Source organism: Bradyrhizobium macuxiense, from assembly GCF_007993935.1.
In the GTDB taxonomy this organism is placed as follows: domain Bacteria; phylum Pseudomonadota; class Alphaproteobacteria; order Rhizobiales; family Xanthobacteraceae; genus Bradyrhizobium; species Bradyrhizobium macuxiense_A.
This window is the reverse complement of record NZ_VITY01000013.1, coordinates 201,196-221,393: the sequence shown is the minus strand read 5'-3', so window position 1 is coordinate 221,393 and position 20,198 is coordinate 201,196. Positions and strand designations below refer to the sequence as shown.

The following is a 20,198-nucleotide window of genomic DNA, read 5'->3' as shown; positions in this document are numbered from 1 at the left end:
ATCGGGTGGCCCTTCGTTCACCCATTGTAACGGCAATCACGCCGCCTGGTAGTTCATCATGCGAACCATTTTTGTCGCCGCTCTTTTGCTCACCTCTTCTTCCGCCTCCTTCGCCTTTCCTCAGCAGTGCACCCAGCAATTCGGCTACTCCGCGAAATGCTGCGCGGCTTCTTACGGCCGGCATCCCGAGGGCTCGATGGACAACGGCCAGCGTCACGCTGAGCTGCAGGCCTGCATGGCCAAGGCGAAGAAATAGCTCGCGTCCGATCCCCCGGACGACGAGCAATCGTTCGAAGAAAGATGCGCCTTACATTGCGGGCCAATTTCGGAGACATCATGAACAGGTGGTTGGTTTTATGGATTACTTCAATCACGCTGTGGGCAAGCGGCGCCTGCGCTCAGGAAGTAAAGATTTCGTCCATTAGTGTCTCGAGGCTCGGGAAGGCCAACCTGTGCTCCGCCCTTGGCGGTGGTGAACAGGCTCCGGTCATTACGATTCGACATGCGCGCGGGACAGGCAGCATCTCCATCTCGATGGTGGACCGCCTGAGCAACGGCAGGACCAACGATCATGGGAGCACCCAGGTTCAAGCCGAACCGTCGGGGACAACCATTGTCCGGAACAGCTTTCGGCCGCCATGCAACCGGATCACGTCACAGGGCGTGACATCGGCCTACTATGTCACGGCGACTTCCGGGCAAAGCTCGAAGACGGTCCTTTGGGGGCGGTATCCCTAGCGCAACGAGCGGCGCTTCCCGCCTCACAGGGCAAGATCGCGACGGCTACAACGGCCAACCGTGGGAGAGCGCTGAGCAACTGCAGAGGCAGTCCAGCAATTTCCTCACGAAACTCGCGCGGGATGGATTGGTGGGGCCCGGCCTCACCGAGCACGGGCTGCGCGGCGCCACCTTCGCCGCTGAGATCACGCGCGTGACCGGAGCCAATGACGACCAAGTGGCCGCGGCCCTCGGCGACCGCGATCCAGAATGGGACGCCACTACACGCGCCACGTCGAGCAGGAAGCCAGGATCATTCAGGGATTCTTCGGCCAGCACCTGAAGAAGAAGCGGAACGTTTCGGACGCCGCCTTGATCGAGCAGATCGCCTCCCACGTCATGGAAACGATCCGCGAGAAGGCGGCGGAGGCGTGAACCGAGAACAGGATTTGGAAAACCGGACGGCGCTAGTTTTCCGAAACGCCAGCAATCTATTGATAAATATAAAAAAATCAAAAGGGAGGGCGCTGAGAACACCCTCCCTGATCGGCTGGTCTTGTCGTGCCCCAGAAGGATCGGGACAGCATCCCCACCCCTCCCCGCACGATGACCAAACTGTTTGACGCCACCTGTGTACCAACCGCGCCGGCGCTTGGGGCAGCCGGCGTGAACGGGAACGCGCAGACCCTACGTTGGAGTTCCTGGGACGCCAAGGACATAGTTAAATTTACGTTAACAACACAAAGCTGCCGATAAGCCGCCCAAACCGCGGCCGCGGCATGGACGCTGCACAGCCTTCCCTGCACAACAGAGAAGGGAAGGCGCCTGAGCAAAACCGGGACAGAAGTGTCCCGCCGAGACAGGCGCCGGGCAAGGTTCTTTAGATGAAACACAGTTCCAGCCGCGAATTCTTCGCCTATTGGAATGCGAAGCGTGGCACCGCGCGTGCACCCGACCGGAGTGAGCTCGAGCCGTCCGCGGTGCGCGAGCTGCTGTCCGACATCTTCGTGCTGTCCTACGACGGCGAGACCCGCTTCCCGTTCCGCGTCGCCGGCACCCGTACCTCCGCCCTGCTCGGCTGCGACCTCAAGAACCGCAGCTTTTCCGCCCTGTTCACCGGCGAGAGCCGCGGCGAGATCGAGGACATCATCACCTGCGTCGTCGAAGAGACCCTGCCGGCCATCGCCGGTATCACCGCGACGACCGAAACCGGGTCCAAGGCGCATCTTGAATTGCTGCTGTTGCCCTTCACCGCCCGCGTTCACATGCCGGCGAGCCTGACCGGCCTACTCGCCCCGTTCGAAGACGACGTCACAAGGCTGCACGACCTAGTCCTGACCTCGTGGCGTTACCTGCATCCCCACGAGCGGTTCGTGCCGCGCACCCTGCGCAAGCTCGCGATCGCGCGCGGCCTGATGGTCTACGAGGGCCTGCGCTAGCCGCTGACGCCTGCTTGGCGACGGGATGGCAGGAACCGGTCGCTTGCACCGCGGGCCGTGGAACTCTATTAGCTGGTGCGCCGCCACGGCGGGGGTGACTCGCTTGTTGCAGCTGCGGCGGGGCTCGGCATGTTTCGGAATTCGATCAGGCAGAAGATCGTCGGCATTGCCGCGGGATTGATCGTCCTCGCGGTGATCACCTCGCTGCTGTCCATGGTGATGGCGGGCCAGGTCGGCCATCTCCTGGACGAGCTCACAAACCGCTACATCCCCGCCTACGGCCATCTCGCCCGCGTCAACATCCGCTCGCTGGAGCGGTCCCTGGCGATGCGCCGGATGATGATGGCCAAGATGCAGGCACCGGGCGAAGACGGCGGCTACGCGGCGGCGCGCAAGACCTTCGACGAGATCGAGCCGGCAATCAAGCGCGAGGCCAATGCCGCCCGCGTGCTGATCGATGCGATCATCGCCGATCCGTCGACTCCGTCCGACAATGCCGCCCTCGGGCGCCTCGATGACCGCATCGACAATGCGGTCAACGATCTCCTGATGCGCCTGAACGCCGAGAACAAGACGCTGCTCGAGCAACTCGATGCCCAGGAATTCGCGGCCGCGAAAGCAACCACGCTCCGCGCCGATGTCCTGCGCGACGACTTCAGCAACAAGATCGAAGGCATCCGTGGCGACATGCTGGCCCAGGTCGCCTCGGCCGCCGCGAAGGTGATGAGTGCCCAGCAGCGGGCGATCATCATCTCCGGCTTCGTGACTGCGATTGCCGCGATCCTCGGCTTCGTGTTCGCCATGCTGGTCGGCAGCGGCATCACCCGCCCGGTGATGCGCCTGCTCGAGGGCACCCGCGAGGTCGAGGCCGGCCGCCTCGACGGTACCATCGCCATCACGACCCAGGACGAGATCGGCCAGCTGTCGGCGGCCTTCAACCGCATGATCGAGACGCTGCGCCACAACCAGCGCATCCGCGAAACGTTCGGCCGCTACATCAATCCGCGGATCGCCGAGGGCCTGCTCGAGCAGCCGGCGATCGCCGCCACCGAAGGCCAGCGCCGCATCATGACGGTGATGTTCTGCGACATGAAGGGCTTCACCAGCCTGAGCGAAGGCGTGACGCCGCGCGGCCTCGTCAAGATCATGAACCTCTATCTGTCGACGATGTCGGCGCCGGTCCACGCCCATCGCGGCATCATCGACAAATATATCGGCGACGCCATCATGGCCTATTGGGGCGCGCCCTTCGTCGAGGAAGCCGAGCAGACCCACCTCGCCGCACTTGCCGCCATCGACATGGTCGGCCAGGTCAACCAGCTGCGCAAGGATCTGCCCGAGCTGCTCGGCGTGCGCGCGATCCCGGCCGACTGCGACATCAGGATCGGCATCGCCACCGGCGAAGCGCTGGTCGGCAGCATCGGCTCCGAATTCATGATGAGCTACACGGTGCTCGGCGACACCGTGAACCTCGCCTCGCGGCTGGAAGGCGCCAACAAGTTCTACGGCAGCCGCAGCCTGATCTCGGAGGCGACCGCCGCGGCCTGCGCCGCCACCATCGAACTGCGCGAGATCGATCGTCTCGTCGTCGTCGGCCAGACCCAGCCGGTCGCCGTGTTCGAGATCATCGGCAAGAAGGACGAGCTGTCGCCGGCGCAGACCGAACTGCGGCAGCACTACGCGGACGGTCTCGCCGCCTATCGCGAGCGCCGCTGGGACGACGCAGAACTGGCCTTCGCCGCGGCCCTCGCGGCTGTACCGAACGATGGACCATCGGCCACGCTGAAGGCGCGGGTCGTCAATTTCCGGCAGAATCCGCCAGCAGCCGATTGGGACGGTGCGTGGCACCTGGAGTCCAAGTAGAGTTACTCGCCGGCGTCAGCACGGGGAAGCCCATTCACAACTGAGCCTCGATCGCCGTCTTGTCGATCACCGACCAGACCTCCACGATCTTGCCGTCACGAAATTCGTAGAACACGTTCTCGCTAAACGAGACGCGCCTGCCGTCAACGTCGAGTCCGAGAAATCTTCCCTTCGGCGAACAGTCGAACGCCAGCCGGCACGCAACATGGGACGCGTTCGAGATCAGCAACGCGATGTTGAAGCGAAGGTCCGGAATGTCGCGAAAGTCCCCCTCCAGCATCTCGCGATAGCCTGACAAGCCGATCCGCCGGCCGTTGTGGCACACGTCATCGTCCACGAACCGTCCCAACACCGACCAGTCCTGTCGGTTGAGGCAGGCAATGTAGTCTCGATAGATGTCGGAGAGGTCAGTCTTGCTCATGGCCTCGTTTCCATTCTCGTCCATGTGTGCCGTCAACCGGCACCCCCATGAGAGTGCGGCGACGCGCCGTCCACGACATACCGGGACGATGCTGCACGTGCGAACAAACCCATAGCCCTGTTCTGACTAACGGAATGACATGGATTAGGAACCAAAGTTCCACGAAAGTCATATACTGGATCGCCGCGGCGCGTTGCTGTGGATCGCTTTTCAGCTCGTGGATGCTGCAAGAGAATTGATCGGCTCGTCATCAATTTGGATGAGCCTCGTCGCTCGCCGGATCAGGCACGACATTGGTAGTGGATCGCCCGAGCCGTCAGCGAGTTTTCGAACCACGCAGCGATCGCGCTGGCGAGAGCAACATCAAGAGGAGCCCGACTTCTTCCGAGGAGGAATCGTGAATCAACATACCAGACGAGCAGAATGGAGTTGGTGGTATCTGCTCCTTCTCATTCAGTTCATCGCAGTGCTCTGGCCGCCATTCTACAACAGGATCGAGCCATCCTGGATCGGCATGCCCTTCTTCTACTGGTACCAACTTCTTTGGATCATCATCGGAGCCTTCCTGACTGCGATTGTCTACTTTGCAACGGAGGACTAGAGCATGATCCGGAAAAGCATGAAGCGGTTTTTTCCCTCGCGACAAACGCGGAACGCGTTTGCGCGAGATCATGCCCAAACAAGGAGCTAAGACGATTCAACGCAATCTCATCGTGCCGCGCACCGATACAACGCCGGGCCGGACTGCCGAGATGAGGAGAAAGCGACGAGGTAACGAGGAGGGCTAACCGGGAGGGTGCCGTGCAGAACGTGAACTGGACCGCCTTCATCATCTTCGTGGTGCTGTTTGCCTTCATCACCTGGTTGGGCTTTGCCGCGGCCCGCTGGCGCCAGGGAGACCTCGATCTCTTGCATGAATGGGGGCTCGGAGGACGTCGTTTCGGCACCATCGTCACCTGGTTCCTGATCGGCGGCGACCTCTACACGGCTTACACGTTCGTTGCCGTTCCGGCACTCGCCTTCGGGGCCGGCGCAATTGCGTTTTTCGCGGTCCCCTACACGATCGTCGCCTACCCCATTCTCTTCCTGGCCTTTCCGCGGCTATGGTACGTCTGTCACAGGCACAATTACATCACCGCCGCCGACTTCGTGCGCGGGCGCTTCGGCAACCGCTGGCTCGCGCTGGCAGTCGCGGTGACTGGCATCGTGGCGACGATGCCTTACATCGCGCTGCAACTTGTCGGGTTGCAGGTCGTGATCGGAGGCTTGGGTATTTCGGGAGAGGGTTACGCCGGGGACCTGCCGCTCGTCATCGCCTTTATCATCCTCGCGGCCTTCACTTACTCGAGCGGGCTGCGAGCCCCCGCCTCGATCGCCGTTGTCAAGGATATCCTCATCTATGTGACCGCATTCGCCGCGGTCGTCGTCGTGCCGATACAGCTGGGCGGCTTTGAGAAGATCTTTGCGGCCGTACCGGCCTCGAAACTGCTGCTGGCTGCTCCCGGCGCCAACACGACCGGCGCATATGGGACTTACGCGACACTGGCGCTAGGATCGGCGCTTGCGCTCTTCCTCTATCCGCACTCCATCACCGGGATTTTCGCCGCAAGCAGCGGCCGCGCCATCCGTCGCAACGCCGCACTGCTGCCGGGCTATTCGTTCATGCTCGGTCTGCTCGCCCTCATCGGCTTCTTTGCCATCGCCGCAGGCGTCAGCGAACTTCCCGAATATGCGGCCGGCTTCAAGCAGTTCGGCAACAACTTTGCAGTGCCGGCACTGTTCCTCCATAGCTTCCCCTCATGGTTCGTGGGGATCGCATTCGCGGCCGTCGGGATCGGAGCTCTCGTCCCGGCGGCGATCATGTCGATTGCCGCGGCCAACCTCTACACGCGCAACATTCATCGCGAGTTCATCAATCGACAGCCGACCGACAGGCAAGAAGCGCAGATGGCAAAGTGGGTATCGCTGATTGTCAAGTTCGGCGCGCTGGTCTTTATCCTCTTCCTGCCGTCCAAGTTTGCGATTTACCTGCAGCTCCTCGGTGGCATCTGGATCATCCAGACGCTGCCCTCGGTGCTGCTGGGCGTGTATACGCGCTGGTTCAATGATTGGGCATTGCTGATCGGTTGGGCCGCCGGAATCACCACCGGCACCGCGATGTTCATCGCTGCAAAGCTTGCCCCGACCTATGCGCTTGCGGTCGGCACCTTCACCTTCCCAGGCTATGCGGCGCTTTACGCAGTGATCGTCAACCTCGGTCTGACAGTTGTGCTCACCCTGCTGCTCACCTGGCTGGGCGCCGGTTCGACCGACGAAACCGCGGCGGCCGAATATCATGCGTCGTCGCCGACGGCGTAATCCACGGCCTCAGCCGGAAGACACGAAGCACGGCAACTAACACGGATGTTAGTTTCTGACTGCCCACTCCAGGACCGTAACACCGCGTGTGCGACACGCGACGCCGCTCGCGCCAGAAGGGCAGCGCGATTGCCAGATTCTTTCCCGCAATATTTTTCTTGGAGAATGGGGAATGTCACCCGTCACGCGGAGTTGTTGATTCAGGTCAACGACTGGCCTGTTCGAATCGGGAGGTTTGCATGATCCGGTCACCGATGAGGCTCGCAACGCATGTGGCACTCCTGACAGTGCCGCTCATCCTGCTCCCGCCACAAAGCGTCATTGCCGCGGGAGGTGGTGGTGGCGGCGGAGGAGGAGCAGGCGGCGGAGAGCTCTACGGGTCGAGCTACAGCACCCCCGCCCCGCCGTCCTACCCCCAGGAGAAGGGCAAGCGGACCACGCAGAAGAAAAGACCGGCCAAGCAATCCAGCTTCGACGATCCGGCATTCCGCGACGGCTATCGCGCAGCCTATGCAACGATCTACGAGCGTAACGACTACGCCGCCGCCATCGAGCAGTTGCACGCACTCGGCCGTGACGATCATCCCAACGTCGCCAATCTGATCGGCTACTCCTACCGCAAGCTCGGCGACTACAAGCAGTCGCAGGTCTGGTACGAGCGTGCGCTGAAGGCCGATCCGAACCACGTGCTGACGTGGAACTATTACGGCCTCTGGCAGATCGAACAGGGCAACCGCGATGCCGCCCAGTATCATCTGAGCCGGATCGCCGAGATCTGCGGCACGACTTGCGACGAATATCGCTCGCTGGCAGCCGCGCTCGAGAAGCCGCCGGGGACAAGTCTCGTCTATTGAACGCGCTGGTCGCCTGCATGCGCGAAAGCGATATGCAGGGATACATCGGCCCGGATGTCGCTCGCGCTCATCCGGGCCACGCGCGTGTCCGTTTTTGCGGGAATTTCGCCATTCCGATCCGCATGCGCGCCAACTAGTTTCCGCGCCGTGCGACCCAAGCGGATACGAGATCGATCATCATGACCTGGCGGCTTCTCGCGTGGAGCGGCATCGCCGTGGCCGCGCTGATTCCAATCGTTGGCGGCATCTGGCTTTTCACCCTGCCCGCCGCGTCGGCGTTCCGGGTTCAGCCGCCGATCACGCAGCGGGAGCACGACGCCACGCTCGCGGCGCTCAAGCCGAAGCGCGCCCGCCCGTTGATCGCGATCGTCGGCATCAACGACATGACCGAGACCACCGACTATCTGATGCCCTACGGCATCCTCAGGCGTGCCGATGTCGCCGACGTCGTCACGCTGGCGACGGGACCAGGTCCGGTCACGCTGTTCCCGGTGCTGAAGGTCGAGCCGGATGCCACGATTGCGGCATTCGATGCCGCGCATCCCGACGGCGCCGACTACGTGATCGTGCCGGCGATGAGCCGCGACGACGATCCGGCCGTCCTGCAATGGATCCGGCGGCAGGCGGAGCAAGGCGCCGTGATCGTCGGCATCTGTGCCGGCGGCAAGGTCGTCGCCTCGACCGGCCTGCTCAATGGCCGGCGCGCGACCACGCACTGGTTCTACCTGAAGGGCTGGCGCGACAATCATCCCGCGATCCGCTACGTTGCCGACCGCCGCATCGTGGTCGACCGCGGCGTCGCGACGACGACCGGCATTTCGGCGTCGATGCCGATGTCGCTTACCTTGATCGAGGCGATCGCCGGCCGCGAGAAGGCCGAGGCCGTCGCCCGCGCGATCGGCCTACCCGGCTGGGATGCGCGGCATGACAGCAACGCCTTCAAGTTCACCCGCCCCTTCGCGCTGACCGCGATCCGGAACACGCTGGCGTTCTGGAACCGGGAGCAACTCGGCCTCGCGCTTGTCCCTGGTGTCGACGAGGTCTCGCTGGCGCTGGTGGCGGACAGCTGGTCGCGCACCTATCGCTCGCATGCTGCGACATTCGCCGCGACCGCCGATCCCGTGACGACCCGCAACGGCCTACGCATCTATCCGCAAACCGTGGCAGCCAGCTGGCCCGCGGACCGCCTGCTGCCCGCGGTCGGCACGACACCGCCCGCGCAAGCGCTCGACCAGGCGCTTGCCGGGATCGAGGCACGCTATGGCGGGAGCACGGCGGACTTCGTCGCCGTCCAGCTCGAATATCCGAGGGGCCACGCCGTGCGCTGAAAAGCGCCCCTCCATTCGCATTTGATTGCCTGCTATCCCCATTGTCATCTGTTTGTCATGAATAGTGCCGACACGTCAGCGCCAGCACAGTTCGGGGACACGCATGGACTATTTCAAACGCTTCAACTTCCTGTTTGCCGCGCCGGTTTTCGAGGCGGACGACCTCGAAGGCATCCGATTCAATCAGATCATCACCGAAATCGAGCGCTCCGGCTTCGAGGTGGTCCGCGCCCGCAAGCTGGAAGATGCCGAAATCGCGGTGCAGACCGATGCCGCGATCGGCTGCATGGTGGTCGACTGGGGCAAGAAGGGGCTCGAGGGCAAGACCGCGGCGCTGATCAATTTGATGCGCCGGCGCGGCCTCGACTTCCCGATCATCCTTCTGATCCGCCGCAAGCGATTCGAGGATCTCCCGGTCGAGGTACTGGATTTCATCGACGGCTACGTGTTCCTGTCCGAGGAAACTCCGCCCTTCATCGCCAAGAACCTGATCTCCAGGCTCAAGCAGTACGCCGAGAATTTGAAGACGCCGTTCTTCGGGGCGCTGGTCGATTATGCCGAGGAAGGCAACCAGCTCTGGACCTGCCCGGGCCACAATGGCGGCGTGTTCTACAGCCGCAGCCCGATCGGCCGGGTGTTCGTCGAGCATCTCGGCGAAGCCGTGTTCCGCGACGACCTCGACAATTCCGTGCTCGACCTCGGCGACCTCCTCACCCATGAGGGGCCGGCGCTGCGCGCGCAGAAGGAAGCGGCGAAGATCTTCGGCGCGGAAAAAACCTATTTCGTGCTTAATGGCACCTCGACCTCTAACAAGGTCGCGCTCGGCTCGCTGGTCACCGACGGCGACCTCGTGCTGTTCGACCGCAACAACCACAAGGCCGCGCATCACGGCGCGCTCTTGATCGGCGGCGGCATCCCGGTCTACGTGCCGACGGTGCGCAATGCTTGGGGCCTGATCGGCCCGATGCGCTGGGACCTGCTCGACGAGGGCGCGCTGCGCGACCACATCCGCAAGCACCCGCTGGTCAAGGACGAGAACGCCTGGAAGAAGGAGCGCCCGTTCCGCGTCGCGGTGGTCGAGCAGTGCACCTATGACGGCACCATCCATTCCGCCGAGATGATCCTGAAGCGGATCGGCCATCTCTGCGACTACATCCTGTTCGACGAGGCCTGGGCCGGCTTCATGAAATTCCACCCGATCTATGCCGGCCGCTTCGCGATGGGGCTCGCCAATCTCGGCCCCGAGGCGCCCGGCATCATCGCCACCCAGTCGACCCACAAGCAGCTGGCGAGCTTCTCGCAGGCCTCGCAGATCCACATCCGCGACCGCCACATCAAGGGCCAGAAGCGCCGGGTCGAGCACCGCCGCTTCAACGAAAGCTTCATGCAGCACGCCTCGACCTCGCCGTTTTATCCGATCTTCGCCTCGCTCGACGTCGGCGCGCAGATGATGAAGGGCCGCTCCGGCGAAGTGTTGTGGGACGACACGATCCGGCTCGGCATCGAGCTGCGCAAGAAGATCCGCGCGGTGAAGCGCGAGTTCGAGGAGAAGGAGACACGGGCCGAACGGCGCTGGTTCTTCGAGCCGTTCGTGCCGGACCGGGTGAAGATCCCCGACATCGCCCGCGAGAACGGCGTGCACAACGTCGCCTGGGAGACGATCTCGACCGACCAGCTCGCGACCAATCCGTCCTACTGGCAGCTCAGTCCGGGCGAAACCTGGCACGGCTTCCCCGAGCTGACGGAAGGCTTCGCGATGACCGACCCGAACAAGCTCACACTGCTGACGCCGGGCTTCGATCACGCCACCGGCGCCTATGCCGATCACGGCATCCCCGCGCCGGTCGTGGCGCAATATCTGCGTGAGAACCAGATCGTCGCCGAGAAGAACGACCTCAACTCCCTGCTCTTCCTGCTGACGCCCGGTGTCGAGGCCAGCAAGGCCGGCACGCTGGTCTCCGGGCTCGTCGCCTTCAAGAAGCTGCACGACGACAACGCGCTGATCGAGGACGTCATCCCCGAATTCTTCCGCCGCCGCCCGCAACGCTACAGCGGGGTGCGGCTGCGCGATCTCTGCGGCGACATGCACCGCTTCTTCCGCGACGGCGGCGTCAGCACGCTGCAGGCCAGGCAATTCCTGCCCGAGCATCTGCCCGAGATCGCGATGTCGCCGCGCCAGGCTGCGCAATACCTGATCCGCAACGACGTCGATTATCTGCCGATCGACCAGATCTTCGGCCGCGTCGCTGCGACGCCGTTCGTGGTCTACCCGCCCGGCATCGCAACCATCGTGCCGGGCGAGCGGCTGTCGGAACGAAGCAAGCCGATGATCGACTACCTCAAGATGTTCGAGGCGAGCTTCAACGCGTTCCCGGGCTTCGAGGTCGAGGTGCAGGGCATCTACAAGGAGATTGACGAATCCGGCCGCGTCCGCTTCTACACCTACGTGGTCTCCGAATAAGGGAACGGTCTACACGCAATGGAGAATGATCAGAAGATCACCGTCCGTCCGTCCCGTGACAGCGATGTCGATGCGATGCTGTCGATCTACCGCCATCACATCCGCCACGGCATCGAGGAGAGCGTCGACGATAGCGGCACGCCCGAGCCCGACGATCTGCGCGACCGCCGCAAGAACCTGCGCAGCACCCGCCTGCCGCATCTGGTCGCGGTGTGCGACGGCGAGGTGGTCGGTTACGCCTATGTGGTCCAGTTCCGCAAGCGCCCGGCCTATCGCTACACGGTGAAGCACTCGATCTATATTCACCACCGCTTCACCGGCAAGGGCGTCGGCGGCAAGTTGCTACAGGTGCTGGTCGACACCTGCGCCGCGGCCGGCTTTCGCCAGATGATCGGTTACATCGACAGCGACAACGCCGCCTCGCTCGCGCTGCACGACCGCTTCGGCTTTGCCCGCGTCGGGCATTTGCCGGGCGTCGCCTATCGCTACGGCCGCTGGTCCGACACCGTGATGGTGCAACGCTCGCTCGCCGCCGGCGCCACCGCCCCGCCCCCGCCCGCGCCGCTGTCGCGGCGGTGATGGGCCGCGCTGTTTTCATTCGTCGTCCTGGCGAAAGCCAGGACCCATAACCACCGCATTCAGTGGATCGCTCGGTCGAGCCGGACGATGACAGCTTTGGTGGCGACGCAGCTTCGCGGGCATGGCGTCGCGTAGGATGGGTAGAGCGCAGCGAAACCCATCACTTCATATCCGCAGCGCGAATGATGGGTTTCGCTTCGCTCTACCCATCCTACGAAACGCGTACACGCATCATTGCCGGACGCCGCCTACTCCAGCGTGAAGCCGACCCGCAGCGTCACCTGGTAGTGCCGGACCTTGCCGTCTTCGATATGGCCCCGCGTCTGCACCACCTCGAACCATTTCATTTCCCGGATCGTCTTCGACGCACGGCTGACGGCGTTCTCGATCGCCGCCTCGATGCTCTTGTCGGATGATCCGACCAGTTCGAGGATCTTGTAGACGTGGTCCTTGTCGTGCGTCGTGGGCATGTCGACCTCCTTTGTGGATGCGGTCCGGACAGTTTGCAGTCCAATCCGGACAGTCCGTCGTCTGGTGCAAACCGGCCGTCGTCGAACGAATGCTGCGCGGCAACACGCCGATTGATTTGAATCAACGTGTCGCGGCGCCTTTGGTGCCACCTGCATTTGGTGCCACCCTGCGCCTGCCCTTGTCCGCGCGGTCACCTATGGTAGCATGGTTTGATCAAGTATTCGGGAGCGATACGATGTCCACAGCGTCCAGCTCACCCGCCACTCCTCCTCACAGCCTCGGATCCGGGCTTGCCAACCTTCGCGCGAAGTGGGGCTGGATCGTCGCCCTTGGCGTGATCTACCTGATCGCCGGCGTGCTCGCCTTCGGCAGTGTGTTGTTCGCCACCGTCGTCAGCGTGCTGTTCGTCGGCGCCATGATGATCGTCGCGGGCGCCGCCGAGATCGTGAACGCCTTCCAGTTCAAGACGTGGGGCAAGTTCCTGTTCTGGCTGCTGCTCGGCGCGCTCTATGTCGTTGCGGGATTCATCACCTTCGAGAATCCGCTGCTCGCGGCGGCGACGCTGACGCTGTTCCTCGGCATCGCGCTGGTGGTCTCCGGCATCGTGCGGATCTTCCTCGCGTTCGGCATGAACTCGGCGGCGCCGTGGGGAATGGTCGCGATCTCCGGGCTGATCACGCTCGTGCTCGGCGCCATGATCCTGGCGCACTGGCCGGTGTCGAGCCTCTACGTGCTCGGCATCTTCCTCAGCGTCGACCTGATCTGCGCCGGCGTCAGCTGGATCAGCATGGGCATGGCGCTGAAGCAGCGCACCTGAACGCGCAAAGCGCTGGCAAACCTGCCGGCGCAGGCTGAGCCTTCGGCGGAAGACGCGTCGGTTCGCGCCTTCACGTTGTCGTGTCCGCATCGCAAAATCGCGGCTTCCCGCTCGAACCCACTTCCATCAGGCCCCGTCCAATTTTGCGAGCGGGCCATTCCGGTTTCGCCGAACCGAAGGATGGAATTTGCTATGTCGATGCGATCGAGACTCTCAACTGCAGCGTTATTCACCGTCGCGAGCACCACCGCCTTGGCGGCAGCCGCCGTGCTCGCCACCACCGTCGCCACGACGGCGCTGACGACCACGGCAGCCCATGCATTTCAGCCGCGCGTCGTCGATCCGCCCTGCAGTTTCCTGATCTTCGCGGGATGCGGGCAGCCTGTCTCACTGGCCGGTCCGGGTCGCGCGCGCGACCGCGACATCTCACCGGACTACATGAAGCAGTCCGACCCGCGCTACAACCAGGCCCTGATGAACGGAGGCCGCGGCGGTGGCGGAGGTGGCGGCGGTGGTGGCGGTGGTGGCGGTGGCCGCTGACGCAATCACAGGGCGGGTTCGCAAAGCGTAACCCGCCCTACGAAGCTGCAACTCTTCAGGGCTGCGCGAGGTGCCAGGCACCGTTGAGAAAGCCGTCGCCGGTGATGTCGCCGGCCTTCTGGTCCTTGGCGAAGGTATAGAGCGGCTTGCCTTTGTAGGCCCATTGCTTCGAGCCGTCGTCGCGCGAGATAATGGTGTAGCCGCCTTCAGCCTTGTCGCCGGCATCCGCCTTCAGCACCGGCCAGTTGGTCGCGCAGGGGCCGTTGCAGGCCGACTTGCCGTCCGTGTCCTTGTCGAAAGTGTAGAGCGTCATGCCCTTGGTGTCGGTCAGGACGGAACCCTTCGCCGTGGTGCCGGTCTTGGTCGGCGGCGCGGCAAAGGCGGCAGACGCAAGAGCGAACGAAGCGGCGGCGGCGAGCGTGAGTGCGAACGTTGTCTTCATGATGTCTCCCTTTCGAGTGCAAATCGCTTGCATGCGTAAGGACGCGCGAAGGCCTGCACTATTCCGCCGGCGGTGCGGAAACAATTTCCGGCCGAGCGACTGATGTGAGGGGAATAAAGCCGAGGGCGCGTGCCAATACCGCCGCTTAGCTCGATCCGAATGAGCTACCGCCTGATCTCCTCCGCCGCACGCACCAGCGGGCGGTCGGAAATCTGGATCGGGCCGGAGAACGGCGTGCTCATTTCGAGGATCAGATAGATCGCGGCCGCGACCAGCGCCGCCGCGGCGACATAGGTCGAGATCACGACCGCGTTGCGTGGCGCCCGAAAGCCCAGCGTCGCGAACATCAGTGTCAGCCATCCGACCAGAATGCAGATCAGCGGTGACGGGAACGAACCGTCGGACTGCTCGACAAAGGTCCAGCGCTGCTGCACCGCCTGCCGATAGAGCGACCTTGCATCGTTCCACAGCGCGACCTTCTGCTCGTCGCCGAACCTCAGCTCGCGGAGACTGGTGCCGACCTCGTCGAGCAGATGTTCGGACACCTCGTTAGCCCGTGAGATCGGCACATCCTTGAGCACCTGCTCGACATAGGCGAGCAGCCGCCGGCGCGGCTCGTCGGCGCTGGGACCGAGCGGCCGCAGGCTGCGGTCGAGCAGGATGAGGTCGGTGGCGAACACATGCAGATTGCGGTCGACCGCCACGTAGGTGTTGGCCGAGTTGTTCATCATCAGGCCGAGCAGCAGCGACGGCATGGTGACGAACAGCGTCGCGACCAGGCGTACCGAGGTATTGGTCTCGTCGCTGCGGTGATGATCCTCGAGCCGGCCATGGATCGCCATGGTCCCAAGCGCGGCGCCGCCGAGCAGCATGAAGATCAGGATGGCGACGACGACTGCAACCACGGCTTGCGAGACCTGCGAGAGAATCAGATGCGCAGGATAGCAAGGGGCGCAGCGCATGTCCGGTTGACTAGCCTTCCCCACACGCTATCCAGTCCGGAGCCGCTTTGGCGCGCTCCGGGAGCCGCGCAAGGGTGCCCGAGGAGAGAACCACGTGCATATTGTCGACGACAGCGAGGTCAACCGCGTCCTGAGCTTTCCAATCCTGATCGAGGCGATCGAGGCCGCGCACCGGCGGCCCAAGATCGCGGTCCATGACGGCTATCTCGGCGACGACAAGGGCCAGCAGCTGGTGACCCGCAGCGCGGTCGATGCCGGCCGCTTCATGATGACCAAGCTCTACACCAGCTTCCCGGGCAACCTCGCGCACGGCAAGCTGCCGGCCGTGCAGGCGGTCTGCGTGCTGTTCGACGGCAATGACGGCCGGCCGCTCGCGGTGATGGACGCCGCCGAGATCACCCATTGGAAGACCGCCGCGGATTCCGCGCTCGGCGCCAAGCACCTCGCCCGGCCGGATGCCGAGACGCTGCTGGTGGTCGGCGCCGGCGAGATGGCGCGCTGGCTGGTGCGCGGCCACCGCACGGTGCGGCCTTCGTTGAAGCGGGTGCGGGTCTGGAACCGGACCGTCGAGCGCGCGCAGGAGCTCGCCACGCTGCTGGAAGCCGACGGCATCGCCGCCGAGGCGGTGAGCGATCTCGACGCCGCGACCGGCAAGGCCGACATCATCACCACCTGCACCCGCTCGCGCGAGCCGCTGGTCAAGGGCGCCAATCTGAAGCCCGGCACCCATCTCGATCTGGTCGGCGGCTTCACCCCCGACACCCGCGAGTCCGACGACGAGGCAGCGCGGCGCTCGCGCATCTTCGTCGACCGCCGCGAATCCGCCTTCGACGGCGTCGGCGACATCCTGCAGCCGATCGCCAGCGGTGCGATCAAGGAGAGCGACGTGCTCGGCGACCACTACGACCTCGCGAGCGGTGCAGTCACCGGCCGGCAGTCGGCTGACGACATCACCTTCTTCAAGAACGCCGGCGGCGGGCATCTGGATTTGATGACCTGCGAGACGGTGTTCGCGCAGCTGGGGAAAGAGCTGAAGTGAGGGACCGTAGGGCGGGTTAGTGAAGCGTAACCCGCCGACCCAACCCGACGCGCGGAAAGACGGCGGGTTACGGCCTCGCCTAACCCGCCCTACATTGCTACGTCTCCCGCAGCCAGACTTCACCGATCGAGTGATCGGAGCGCTTGCGCAGCACGACGTCGGCGCGCGTCCGCGTCGGTAGGATGTTCTCCCTGAGATTGGCGCGGTGGTGCTCGCGCCACAGCCGCTCCGCGACCTCGCGCGCGTCACCGGGCGGCAGGTCCCGGTAGTGGTGGAAATAGGAGGCGGGATTCCGGAACGCGGTCGGCTGCAGCCTGAGGAAACGCTCGACATACCAGGACTGGATGTCGGCCTCATCGGCATCGAGGTAGATCGAGAAGTCGAAGAAGTCCGAGACCACCACCGGCGCCGTGCCGCGCGCCAGCAGCACGTTGAGACCCTCGAACACCAGGATATCCGGCTGCCGGATGACCTGCCGTTCGGACGGCACGATGTCGCCGATCAGATGCGAGTAGACGGGCAGCTCGAGCTCGCGTTCACCCGCCTTGGCCGCCGCGAGAAACCGCAGCATCCGCGGCAGATCGTAGCTCTCGGGAAAGCCCTTGCGCCGCATCAGGCCGCGCTCTTCCAGAACGCCGTTGGGATGCAGGAAGCCGTCGGTCGTCACCAGCGCGACCTGCGGCTGATCGGCCCAGCCGGCCAGCAGCGCACACAGCACGCGGGCAAAGGTGCTCTTGCCGACGCCGACGCTGCCGGCCAACGCGACGATGTAGGGCGAACGGCGCGCCGGCCGGCCGAGAAATTCCGCCTTGACCTGCATCAGATTGCGCGCCGCCGAGAAATGCAGGTTCAGCAGCCGGGTCAGCGGCAGGTACACATCACTGACCTCGGCTGAGGTGATCGGCCCGTTGAGGCCGCGCAGCGCCGCGAGATCGGCATCCGACAGCGTCAGCGACGTGCTGGCGCGCAGCGCCGCCCAATCGCTGCGGCTGAAGATCATGTAGGCGGAGAGTTCGTCGGGATGGGTCATTCTCCGATCTTGCCGAGGCAAAGACTCCCACGTCAATGGCCCACAACCATAGGGCGGGTTAGCGATGCGTAACCCGCCGCCGATCGATCCACGGAGAGATGGCGGGCTACGGCTTTCGCCTAACCCGCCCTACGCTCCCTACTCCGCGGCCTGCTGCGTCGGCGCAGCGAGCACCGCCGACACCTTCGGCGGCGACATCGGCAGGCTGTAGAAGCGTCTGCCGAGCGCGTTGTGCACGGCATTGGCGACCGCGGCCATGACCGGCACCAGCGGCACCTCGCCGACGCCCTTGACGCCCTGCGGATGCTTCGGGTTCGGCACCTCGACCAGCGCGCAGTCGAGCATCGGCAGGTCGGAACAGACTGGCATGCGATAATCGAGGAAGCCCGGATTATCGACCTTGCCGTCCTTGTTGTAGATGTACTCCTCGTTCAGCGCCCAGCCGATGCCCTGCGCGACGCCGCCCTGCAGCTGGCCTTCGACATAGCTCGGATGCACGGCGCGGCCGACATCCTGGACGGCGGTGTAGCGGATCACGCGGACGATGCCGAGATCGACATCGACCTCGACGTCGCAGATATGCGTGCCGAAGCCGCCTTCCGCGCCTTGCGTGTTGAGCTGTACGCTGGCGCCGATCGGGCCGCCCTGCGAGGGCGCCTTCTCGGCAAGGTCGGCGAGCGTCAACGGCTCGAACTGGCCGGCATTCGGGCTGACCGGATGCGCGGCGCCGTTCTCCCACTTCACGGCTTCAGGGTCGATCTCCCAGAGCTTCGCCGCGCGCTCGCGCAAGGTCGCGATCACCTTGTCGGCCGCCTGCGTCACCACCATCGAAGAGGCGAACAGCACGCGGCTGCCGCCGGTCAGGTTGGAGAAGCCGACTGTCTGGGTGTCGCCGATGATGACGGAGACGCGCTTGTAGTCGATGCCGAGCAGCTCGGCGCAGATGTTGGCGATGCCGGCGCGCGAGCCGCCGATGTCGGGATGCCCCGTCGTGACGACGACGTTGCCGTCCTCGGTGATGTTGACCTGCGCGGAGGATTCACCGCCGGCATTGAACCAGAAGCCCGAGGCGACGCCCCTACCCTGATATTTGCCGAGCGGCGCGGCATAATGCGGATGGTTCTGCGCGGCCTCCAGCGTCTCGATATAGCCGATGCGCGGAAACACCGGTCCGTGCGCGGCCCTGGTGCCTTCCTTGGCGGCGTTCTTCAGCCGCAGCGCGAGCGGGTCCATCTTGAGCGCTTCGGCGAGCTCGTCCAGTACGCATTCCACCGCATAGGCGCCGATCGGCGCGCCGGGCGCGCGATAGGCCGCGACCTTGGAGCGGTTGGAGCAGACGTCAAAGCCTTCCGACAGCACATGCGGAATGTCATAGGGCGCGAAGCTGCACCCGACCGCACCGCGGATCGGCGAGCCCGGGAAAGCGCCGGCCTGCAGATAGAAGCTGCCATGGGCGGCGACGATGGTGCCGTCCTTCCTGGCGCCGATCTTCACCGTGCTCTTCGAGCCCGAGGTCGGCCCGGTGGCGCGCATCACCTCCTCGCGCGTCATCACCATCTTCACAGGACGGCCGGATTTCTTGGCGAGCAAGGTCGCGAGCGGCTCGAGATAGACGATGGTCTTGCCGCCGAAGCCGCCGCCGATCTCGGCGGGGATGGCGCGGATGTCGCTCTGCGGGATGCCCGTCAGCATCGACGTCATCGCGCGCACCATGAACTGGCCCTGGCTCGACGACCAGATCGTGGTCTTGCCGTCGGCCGCCACCGAGATCAGGCAGGCATGCGGCTCGATATAGCCCTGGTGCACCGGGCGCGTGGAGAAGCAGCGCTCGATCACGATCTCGGCGTCCTTGAACCCTTGCGCGATGTCGCCCTTTTTGGATTCGATGCGACCCATGATGTTCGAGGGCTTGCCGTCGAACTTGTTGAACTCGTGCAGGATCGGCGCGCCGTCCTTGATCGCGTCGTCGATCTCGATCGCCCAGGGCAGCACCTCGTAGTCGACCTCGATCAGCTTGCAGGCTTCCGCTGCGATCGCCTCCGTGGTCGCGGCGACGGCGGCGACGGGGTGGCCGGGGAAGAGCGCCTTGTCGCGCGCCATCACGTTGCGGCACATCCAGCGCATGTCCTGGATGCCGAGCATCACCGCGCCCTTCTCGATCGTGAAGTCGACGATGTCGCGCGAGGTGACCACTGCCTTGACGCCGGGCAGCGCCTCGGCCTTGGCGGTGTTGATCGACCTGATGCGGGCGTGCGGATGCGGGCTGCGCAGCACCTTGCCCCAGATCATGCCGGGCATCGTAGTGTCAGCGGCGAACGCCGCGCGGCCGGTGACCTTGTCGACGCCATCGGGCCGGATGGTGCGCTGGCCGATCCATTTGTTGTTGACGACGTTCATCGTGCAGTCTCCCGCATTTCAGCCGCGGTCTCCATCACCGCGCGGACGATCTTGTCGTAACCGGTGCACCGGCAGAGATTACCGGCGAGCCAGAAGCGGACTTCCTCTTCGGTCGGGTTGGAATTTTTGGCGAGCAGCGCCTCGGAAGCGACCAGCATCCCCGAGGTGCAGATGCCGCATTGAAGCGCGGCATGCTCGAGGAACTTCTGCTGCAGGGGATGCAGCTTCTCGCCCTTGGCCATGCCCTCGATGGTCCGGATCTCGTGGCCCTCGGCCTCGGCCGCGAGCATCAGGCAGGAGCAAACGAGACGGCCATCGAGCGTGATCGAGCAGGCGCCGCAATCGCCGGACGAGCAGCCTTCCTTGGAGCCGGTGAGCCCCAATTGCCCGCGCAGCGCATCGAGCATGGTCTCATACGGCTCGCACAGGAATTCGACCGGCTCGCCGTTAACCGAGGTGGTGACGTGTAGTTTCGGCATG

General features: G+C 64.3%; 20 protein-coding genes. 13 read left to right on the top strand and 7 right to left on the bottom strand.

Features of this window, described 5'->3' with window-relative positions; all coding sequences use genetic code 11:
• Positions 1-58: 58 nt before the first annotated feature.
• The 4 genes from FBZ93_RS30670 to FBZ93_RS30660 all read left to right on the top strand — a co-directional run bounded on the left by FBZ93_RS30670 (position 59) and on the right by FBZ93_RS30660 (position 4,019).
• Positions 59-256 carry a hypothetical protein gene (locus FBZ93_RS30670; protein ID WP_146991169.1) on the top strand — a complete coding sequence of 66 codons (198 nt, stop codon included), beginning with the start codon at positions 59-61 and terminating at the stop codon, positions 254-256.
• A gap of 731 nt (positions 257-987) precedes the next feature.
• Positions 988-1,152: a hypothetical protein gene (locus FBZ93_RS40820; protein ID WP_167529282.1), complete on the top strand. Its 165-nt coding sequence runs from the start codon at positions 988-990 to the stop codon at positions 1,150-1,152.
• Between the two features lie 449 nt (positions 1,153-1,601).
• Entirely contained in the window at positions 1,602-2,156 is a 555-nt protein-coding gene (locus FBZ93_RS30665; RefSeq protein ID WP_146991168.1) for a PAS domain-containing protein, read from the top strand.
• 129 nt (positions 2,157-2,285) lie between these two features.
• Complete coding sequence (locus FBZ93_RS30660) at positions 2,286-4,019, top strand: adenylate/guanylate cyclase domain-containing protein (RefSeq protein WP_146991167.1); 1,734 nt, start codon at positions 2,286-2,288, stop codon at positions 4,017-4,019.
• Between the two features lie 34 nt (positions 4,020-4,053).
• Here the strand turns inward: FBZ93_RS30660 and FBZ93_RS30655 are convergent, their stop codons facing one another.
• Positions 4,054-4,440 (bottom strand): ester cyclase, encoded by a 387-nt coding sequence (locus FBZ93_RS30655; RefSeq protein WP_146991166.1) that lies wholly within the window; start codon positions 4,438-4,440, stop codon positions 4,054-4,056.
• A gap of 193 nt (positions 4,441-4,633) precedes the next feature.
• Between FBZ93_RS30655 and FBZ93_RS42000 the strand changes: the two genes are divergently transcribed.
• The 6 genes from FBZ93_RS42000 to FBZ93_RS30625 all read left to right on the top strand — a co-directional run bounded on the left by FBZ93_RS42000 (position 4,634) and on the right by FBZ93_RS30625 (position 12,020).
• Entirely contained in the window at positions 4,634-5,041 is a 408-nt protein-coding gene (locus FBZ93_RS42000; protein ID WP_433995454.1) for a DUF3311 domain-containing protein, read from the top strand.
• Between the two features lie 200 nt (positions 5,042-5,241).
• Positions 5,242-6,798, top strand: coding sequence for a monocarboxylate uptake permease MctP (gene mctP / locus FBZ93_RS30645; protein WP_246667709.1), 1,557 nt, complete (start codon positions 5,242-5,244; stop codon positions 6,796-6,798).
• 239 nt (positions 6,799-7,037) lie between these two features.
• A complete protein-coding gene (locus FBZ93_RS30640; protein ID WP_146991165.1) occupies positions 7,038-7,652 on the top strand; it encodes a tetratricopeptide repeat protein in 615 nt (204 codons plus the stop codon).
• Positions 7,653-7,831: 179 nt separating this feature from the next.
• Complete coding sequence (locus tag FBZ93_RS30635; protein WP_146991164.1) at positions 7,832-8,980, top strand: DJ-1/PfpI family protein; 1,149 nt, start codon at positions 7,832-7,834, stop codon at positions 8,978-8,980.
• A gap of 103 nt (positions 8,981-9,083) precedes the next feature.
• Positions 9,084-11,441: an Orn/Lys/Arg decarboxylase N-terminal domain-containing protein gene (locus tag FBZ93_RS30630; RefSeq protein WP_146991163.1), complete on the top strand. Its 2,358-nt coding sequence runs from the start codon at positions 9,084-9,086 to the stop codon at positions 11,439-11,441.
• 18 nt (positions 11,442-11,459) lie between these two features.
• Positions 11,460-12,020 (top strand): GNAT family N-acetyltransferase, encoded by a 561-nt coding sequence (locus FBZ93_RS30625; RefSeq protein ID WP_146991162.1) that lies wholly within the window; start codon positions 11,460-11,462, stop codon positions 12,018-12,020.
• Between the two features lie 248 nt (positions 12,021-12,268).
• Here FBZ93_RS30625 and FBZ93_RS30620 read toward each other — a convergent pair whose 3' ends face one another.
• Positions 12,269-12,490, bottom strand: coding sequence for a dodecin (locus FBZ93_RS30620; protein ID WP_050426447.1), 222 nt, complete (start codon positions 12,488-12,490; stop codon positions 12,269-12,271).
• Between the two features lie 236 nt (positions 12,491-12,726).
• On the opposite strand from FBZ93_RS30620, the gene FBZ93_RS30615 reads away from it, so the two are divergent.
• Positions 12,727-13,308, top strand: a complete 582-nt coding sequence (locus FBZ93_RS30615) for an HdeD family acid-resistance protein (RefSeq protein WP_167529281.1) — start codon at positions 12,727-12,729, stop codon at positions 13,306-13,308.
• A gap of 192 nt (positions 13,309-13,500) precedes the next feature.
• Positions 13,501-13,848, top strand: a complete 348-nt coding sequence (locus tag FBZ93_RS41435) for a hypothetical protein (protein WP_246667708.1) — start codon at positions 13,501-13,503, stop codon at positions 13,846-13,848.
• 55 nt (positions 13,849-13,903) lie between these two features.
• Here FBZ93_RS41435 and FBZ93_RS30605 read toward each other — a convergent pair whose 3' ends face one another.
• Positions 13,904-14,290 carry a COG4315 family predicted lipoprotein gene (locus tag FBZ93_RS30605; RefSeq protein ID WP_167529280.1) on the bottom strand — a complete coding sequence of 129 codons (387 nt, stop codon included), beginning with the start codon at positions 14,288-14,290 and terminating at the stop codon, positions 13,904-13,906.
• 164 nt (positions 14,291-14,454) lie between these two features.
• A complete protein-coding gene (locus FBZ93_RS30600) occupies positions 14,455-15,195 on the bottom strand; it encodes a DUF4239 domain-containing protein (protein ID WP_146991209.1) in 741 nt (246 codons plus the stop codon).
• A 151-nt stretch (positions 15,196-15,346) separates the two neighbouring features.
• On the opposite strand from FBZ93_RS30600, the gene FBZ93_RS30595 reads away from it, so the two are divergent.
• Positions 15,347-16,291, top strand: coding sequence for an ornithine cyclodeaminase family protein (locus FBZ93_RS30595; RefSeq protein ID WP_146991160.1), 945 nt, complete (start codon positions 15,347-15,349; stop codon positions 16,289-16,291).
• A gap of 97 nt (positions 16,292-16,388) precedes the next feature.
• On the opposite strand, the gene coaA is transcribed toward FBZ93_RS30595, so the two are convergent.
• The 3 genes from coaA to FBZ93_RS30580 form a co-directional block, all read right to left on the bottom strand.
• On the bottom strand, positions 16,389-17,321 hold the full coding sequence (gene coaA / locus FBZ93_RS30590) for a type I pantothenate kinase (RefSeq protein WP_146991159.1): 933 nt from the start codon (positions 17,319-17,321) through the stop codon (positions 16,389-16,391).
• A gap of 138 nt (positions 17,322-17,459) precedes the next feature.
• Positions 17,460-19,718, bottom strand: a complete 2,259-nt coding sequence (locus FBZ93_RS30585) for a xanthine dehydrogenase family protein molybdopterin-binding subunit (RefSeq protein ID WP_146991158.1) — start codon at positions 19,716-19,718, stop codon at positions 17,460-17,462.
• Positions 19,715-20,197: a (2Fe-2S)-binding protein gene (locus FBZ93_RS30580; RefSeq protein ID WP_074130951.1), complete on the bottom strand. Its 483-nt coding sequence runs from the start codon at positions 20,195-20,197 to the stop codon at positions 19,715-19,717. The genes FBZ93_RS30585 and FBZ93_RS30580 overlap by 4 nt, the downstream gene beginning before the upstream one ends.
• Between the last annotated feature and the right edge of the window lies 1 nt (position 20,198).

What these genes read in the sequence shown, in the direction of transcription:
- FBZ93_RS30585 (WP_146991158.1), bottom strand. Translation starts at nt 19,718, where the DNA reads ATGAACGTCGTCAACAACAAATGGATCGGCCAGCGCACCATCCGGCCC.
- FBZ93_RS30630 (WP_146991163.1), top strand. Translation starts at nt 9,084, where the DNA reads ATGGACTATTTCAAACGCTTCAACTTCCTGTTTGCCGCGCCGGTTTTC.
- FBZ93_RS30605 (WP_167529280.1), bottom strand. Translation starts at nt 14,290, where the DNA reads ATGAAGACAACGTTCGCACTCACGCTCGCCGCCGCCGCTTCGTTCGCT.
- FBZ93_RS30620 (WP_050426447.1), bottom strand. Translation starts at nt 12,490, where the DNA reads ATGCCCACGACGCACGACAAGGACCACGTCTACAAGATCCTCGAACTG.
- FBZ93_RS30580 (WP_074130951.1), bottom strand. Translation starts at nt 20,197, where the DNA reads ATGCCGAAACTACACGTCACCACCTCGGTTAACGGCGAGCCGGTCGAA.
- FBZ93_RS30615 (WP_167529281.1), top strand. Translation starts at nt 12,727, where the DNA reads ATGTCCACAGCGTCCAGCTCACCCGCCACTCCTCCTCACAGCCTCGGA.
- FBZ93_RS30625 (WP_146991162.1), top strand. Translation starts at nt 11,460, where the DNA reads ATGGAGAATGATCAGAAGATCACCGTCCGTCCGTCCCGTGACAGCGAT.
- FBZ93_RS30655 (WP_146991166.1), bottom strand. Translation starts at nt 4,440, where the DNA reads ATGAGCAAGACTGACCTCTCCGACATCTATCGAGACTACATTGCCTGC.
- FBZ93_RS30640 (WP_146991165.1), top strand. Translation starts at nt 7,038, where the DNA reads ATGATCCGGTCACCGATGAGGCTCGCAACGCATGTGGCACTCCTGACA.
- FBZ93_RS30670 (WP_146991169.1), top strand. Translation starts at nt 59, where the DNA reads ATGCGAACCATTTTTGTCGCCGCTCTTTTGCTCACCTCTTCTTCCGCC.
- FBZ93_RS30665 (WP_146991168.1), top strand. Translation starts at nt 1,602, where the DNA reads ATGAAACACAGTTCCAGCCGCGAATTCTTCGCCTATTGGAATGCGAAG.
- FBZ93_RS30660 (WP_146991167.1), top strand. Translation starts at nt 2,286, where the DNA reads ATGTTTCGGAATTCGATCAGGCAGAAGATCGTCGGCATTGCCGCGGGA.
- coaA (WP_146991159.1), bottom strand. Translation starts at nt 17,321, where the DNA reads ATGACCCATCCCGACGAACTCTCCGCCTACATGATCTTCAGCCGCAGC.
- FBZ93_RS30635 (WP_146991164.1), top strand. Translation starts at nt 7,832, where the DNA reads ATGACCTGGCGGCTTCTCGCGTGGAGCGGCATCGCCGTGGCCGCGCTG.
- FBZ93_RS40820 (WP_167529282.1), top strand. Translation starts at nt 988, where the DNA reads ATGGGACGCCACTACACGCGCCACGTCGAGCAGGAAGCCAGGATCATT.
- FBZ93_RS41435 (WP_246667708.1), top strand. Translation starts at nt 13,501, where the DNA reads ATGTCGATGCGATCGAGACTCTCAACTGCAGCGTTATTCACCGTCGCG.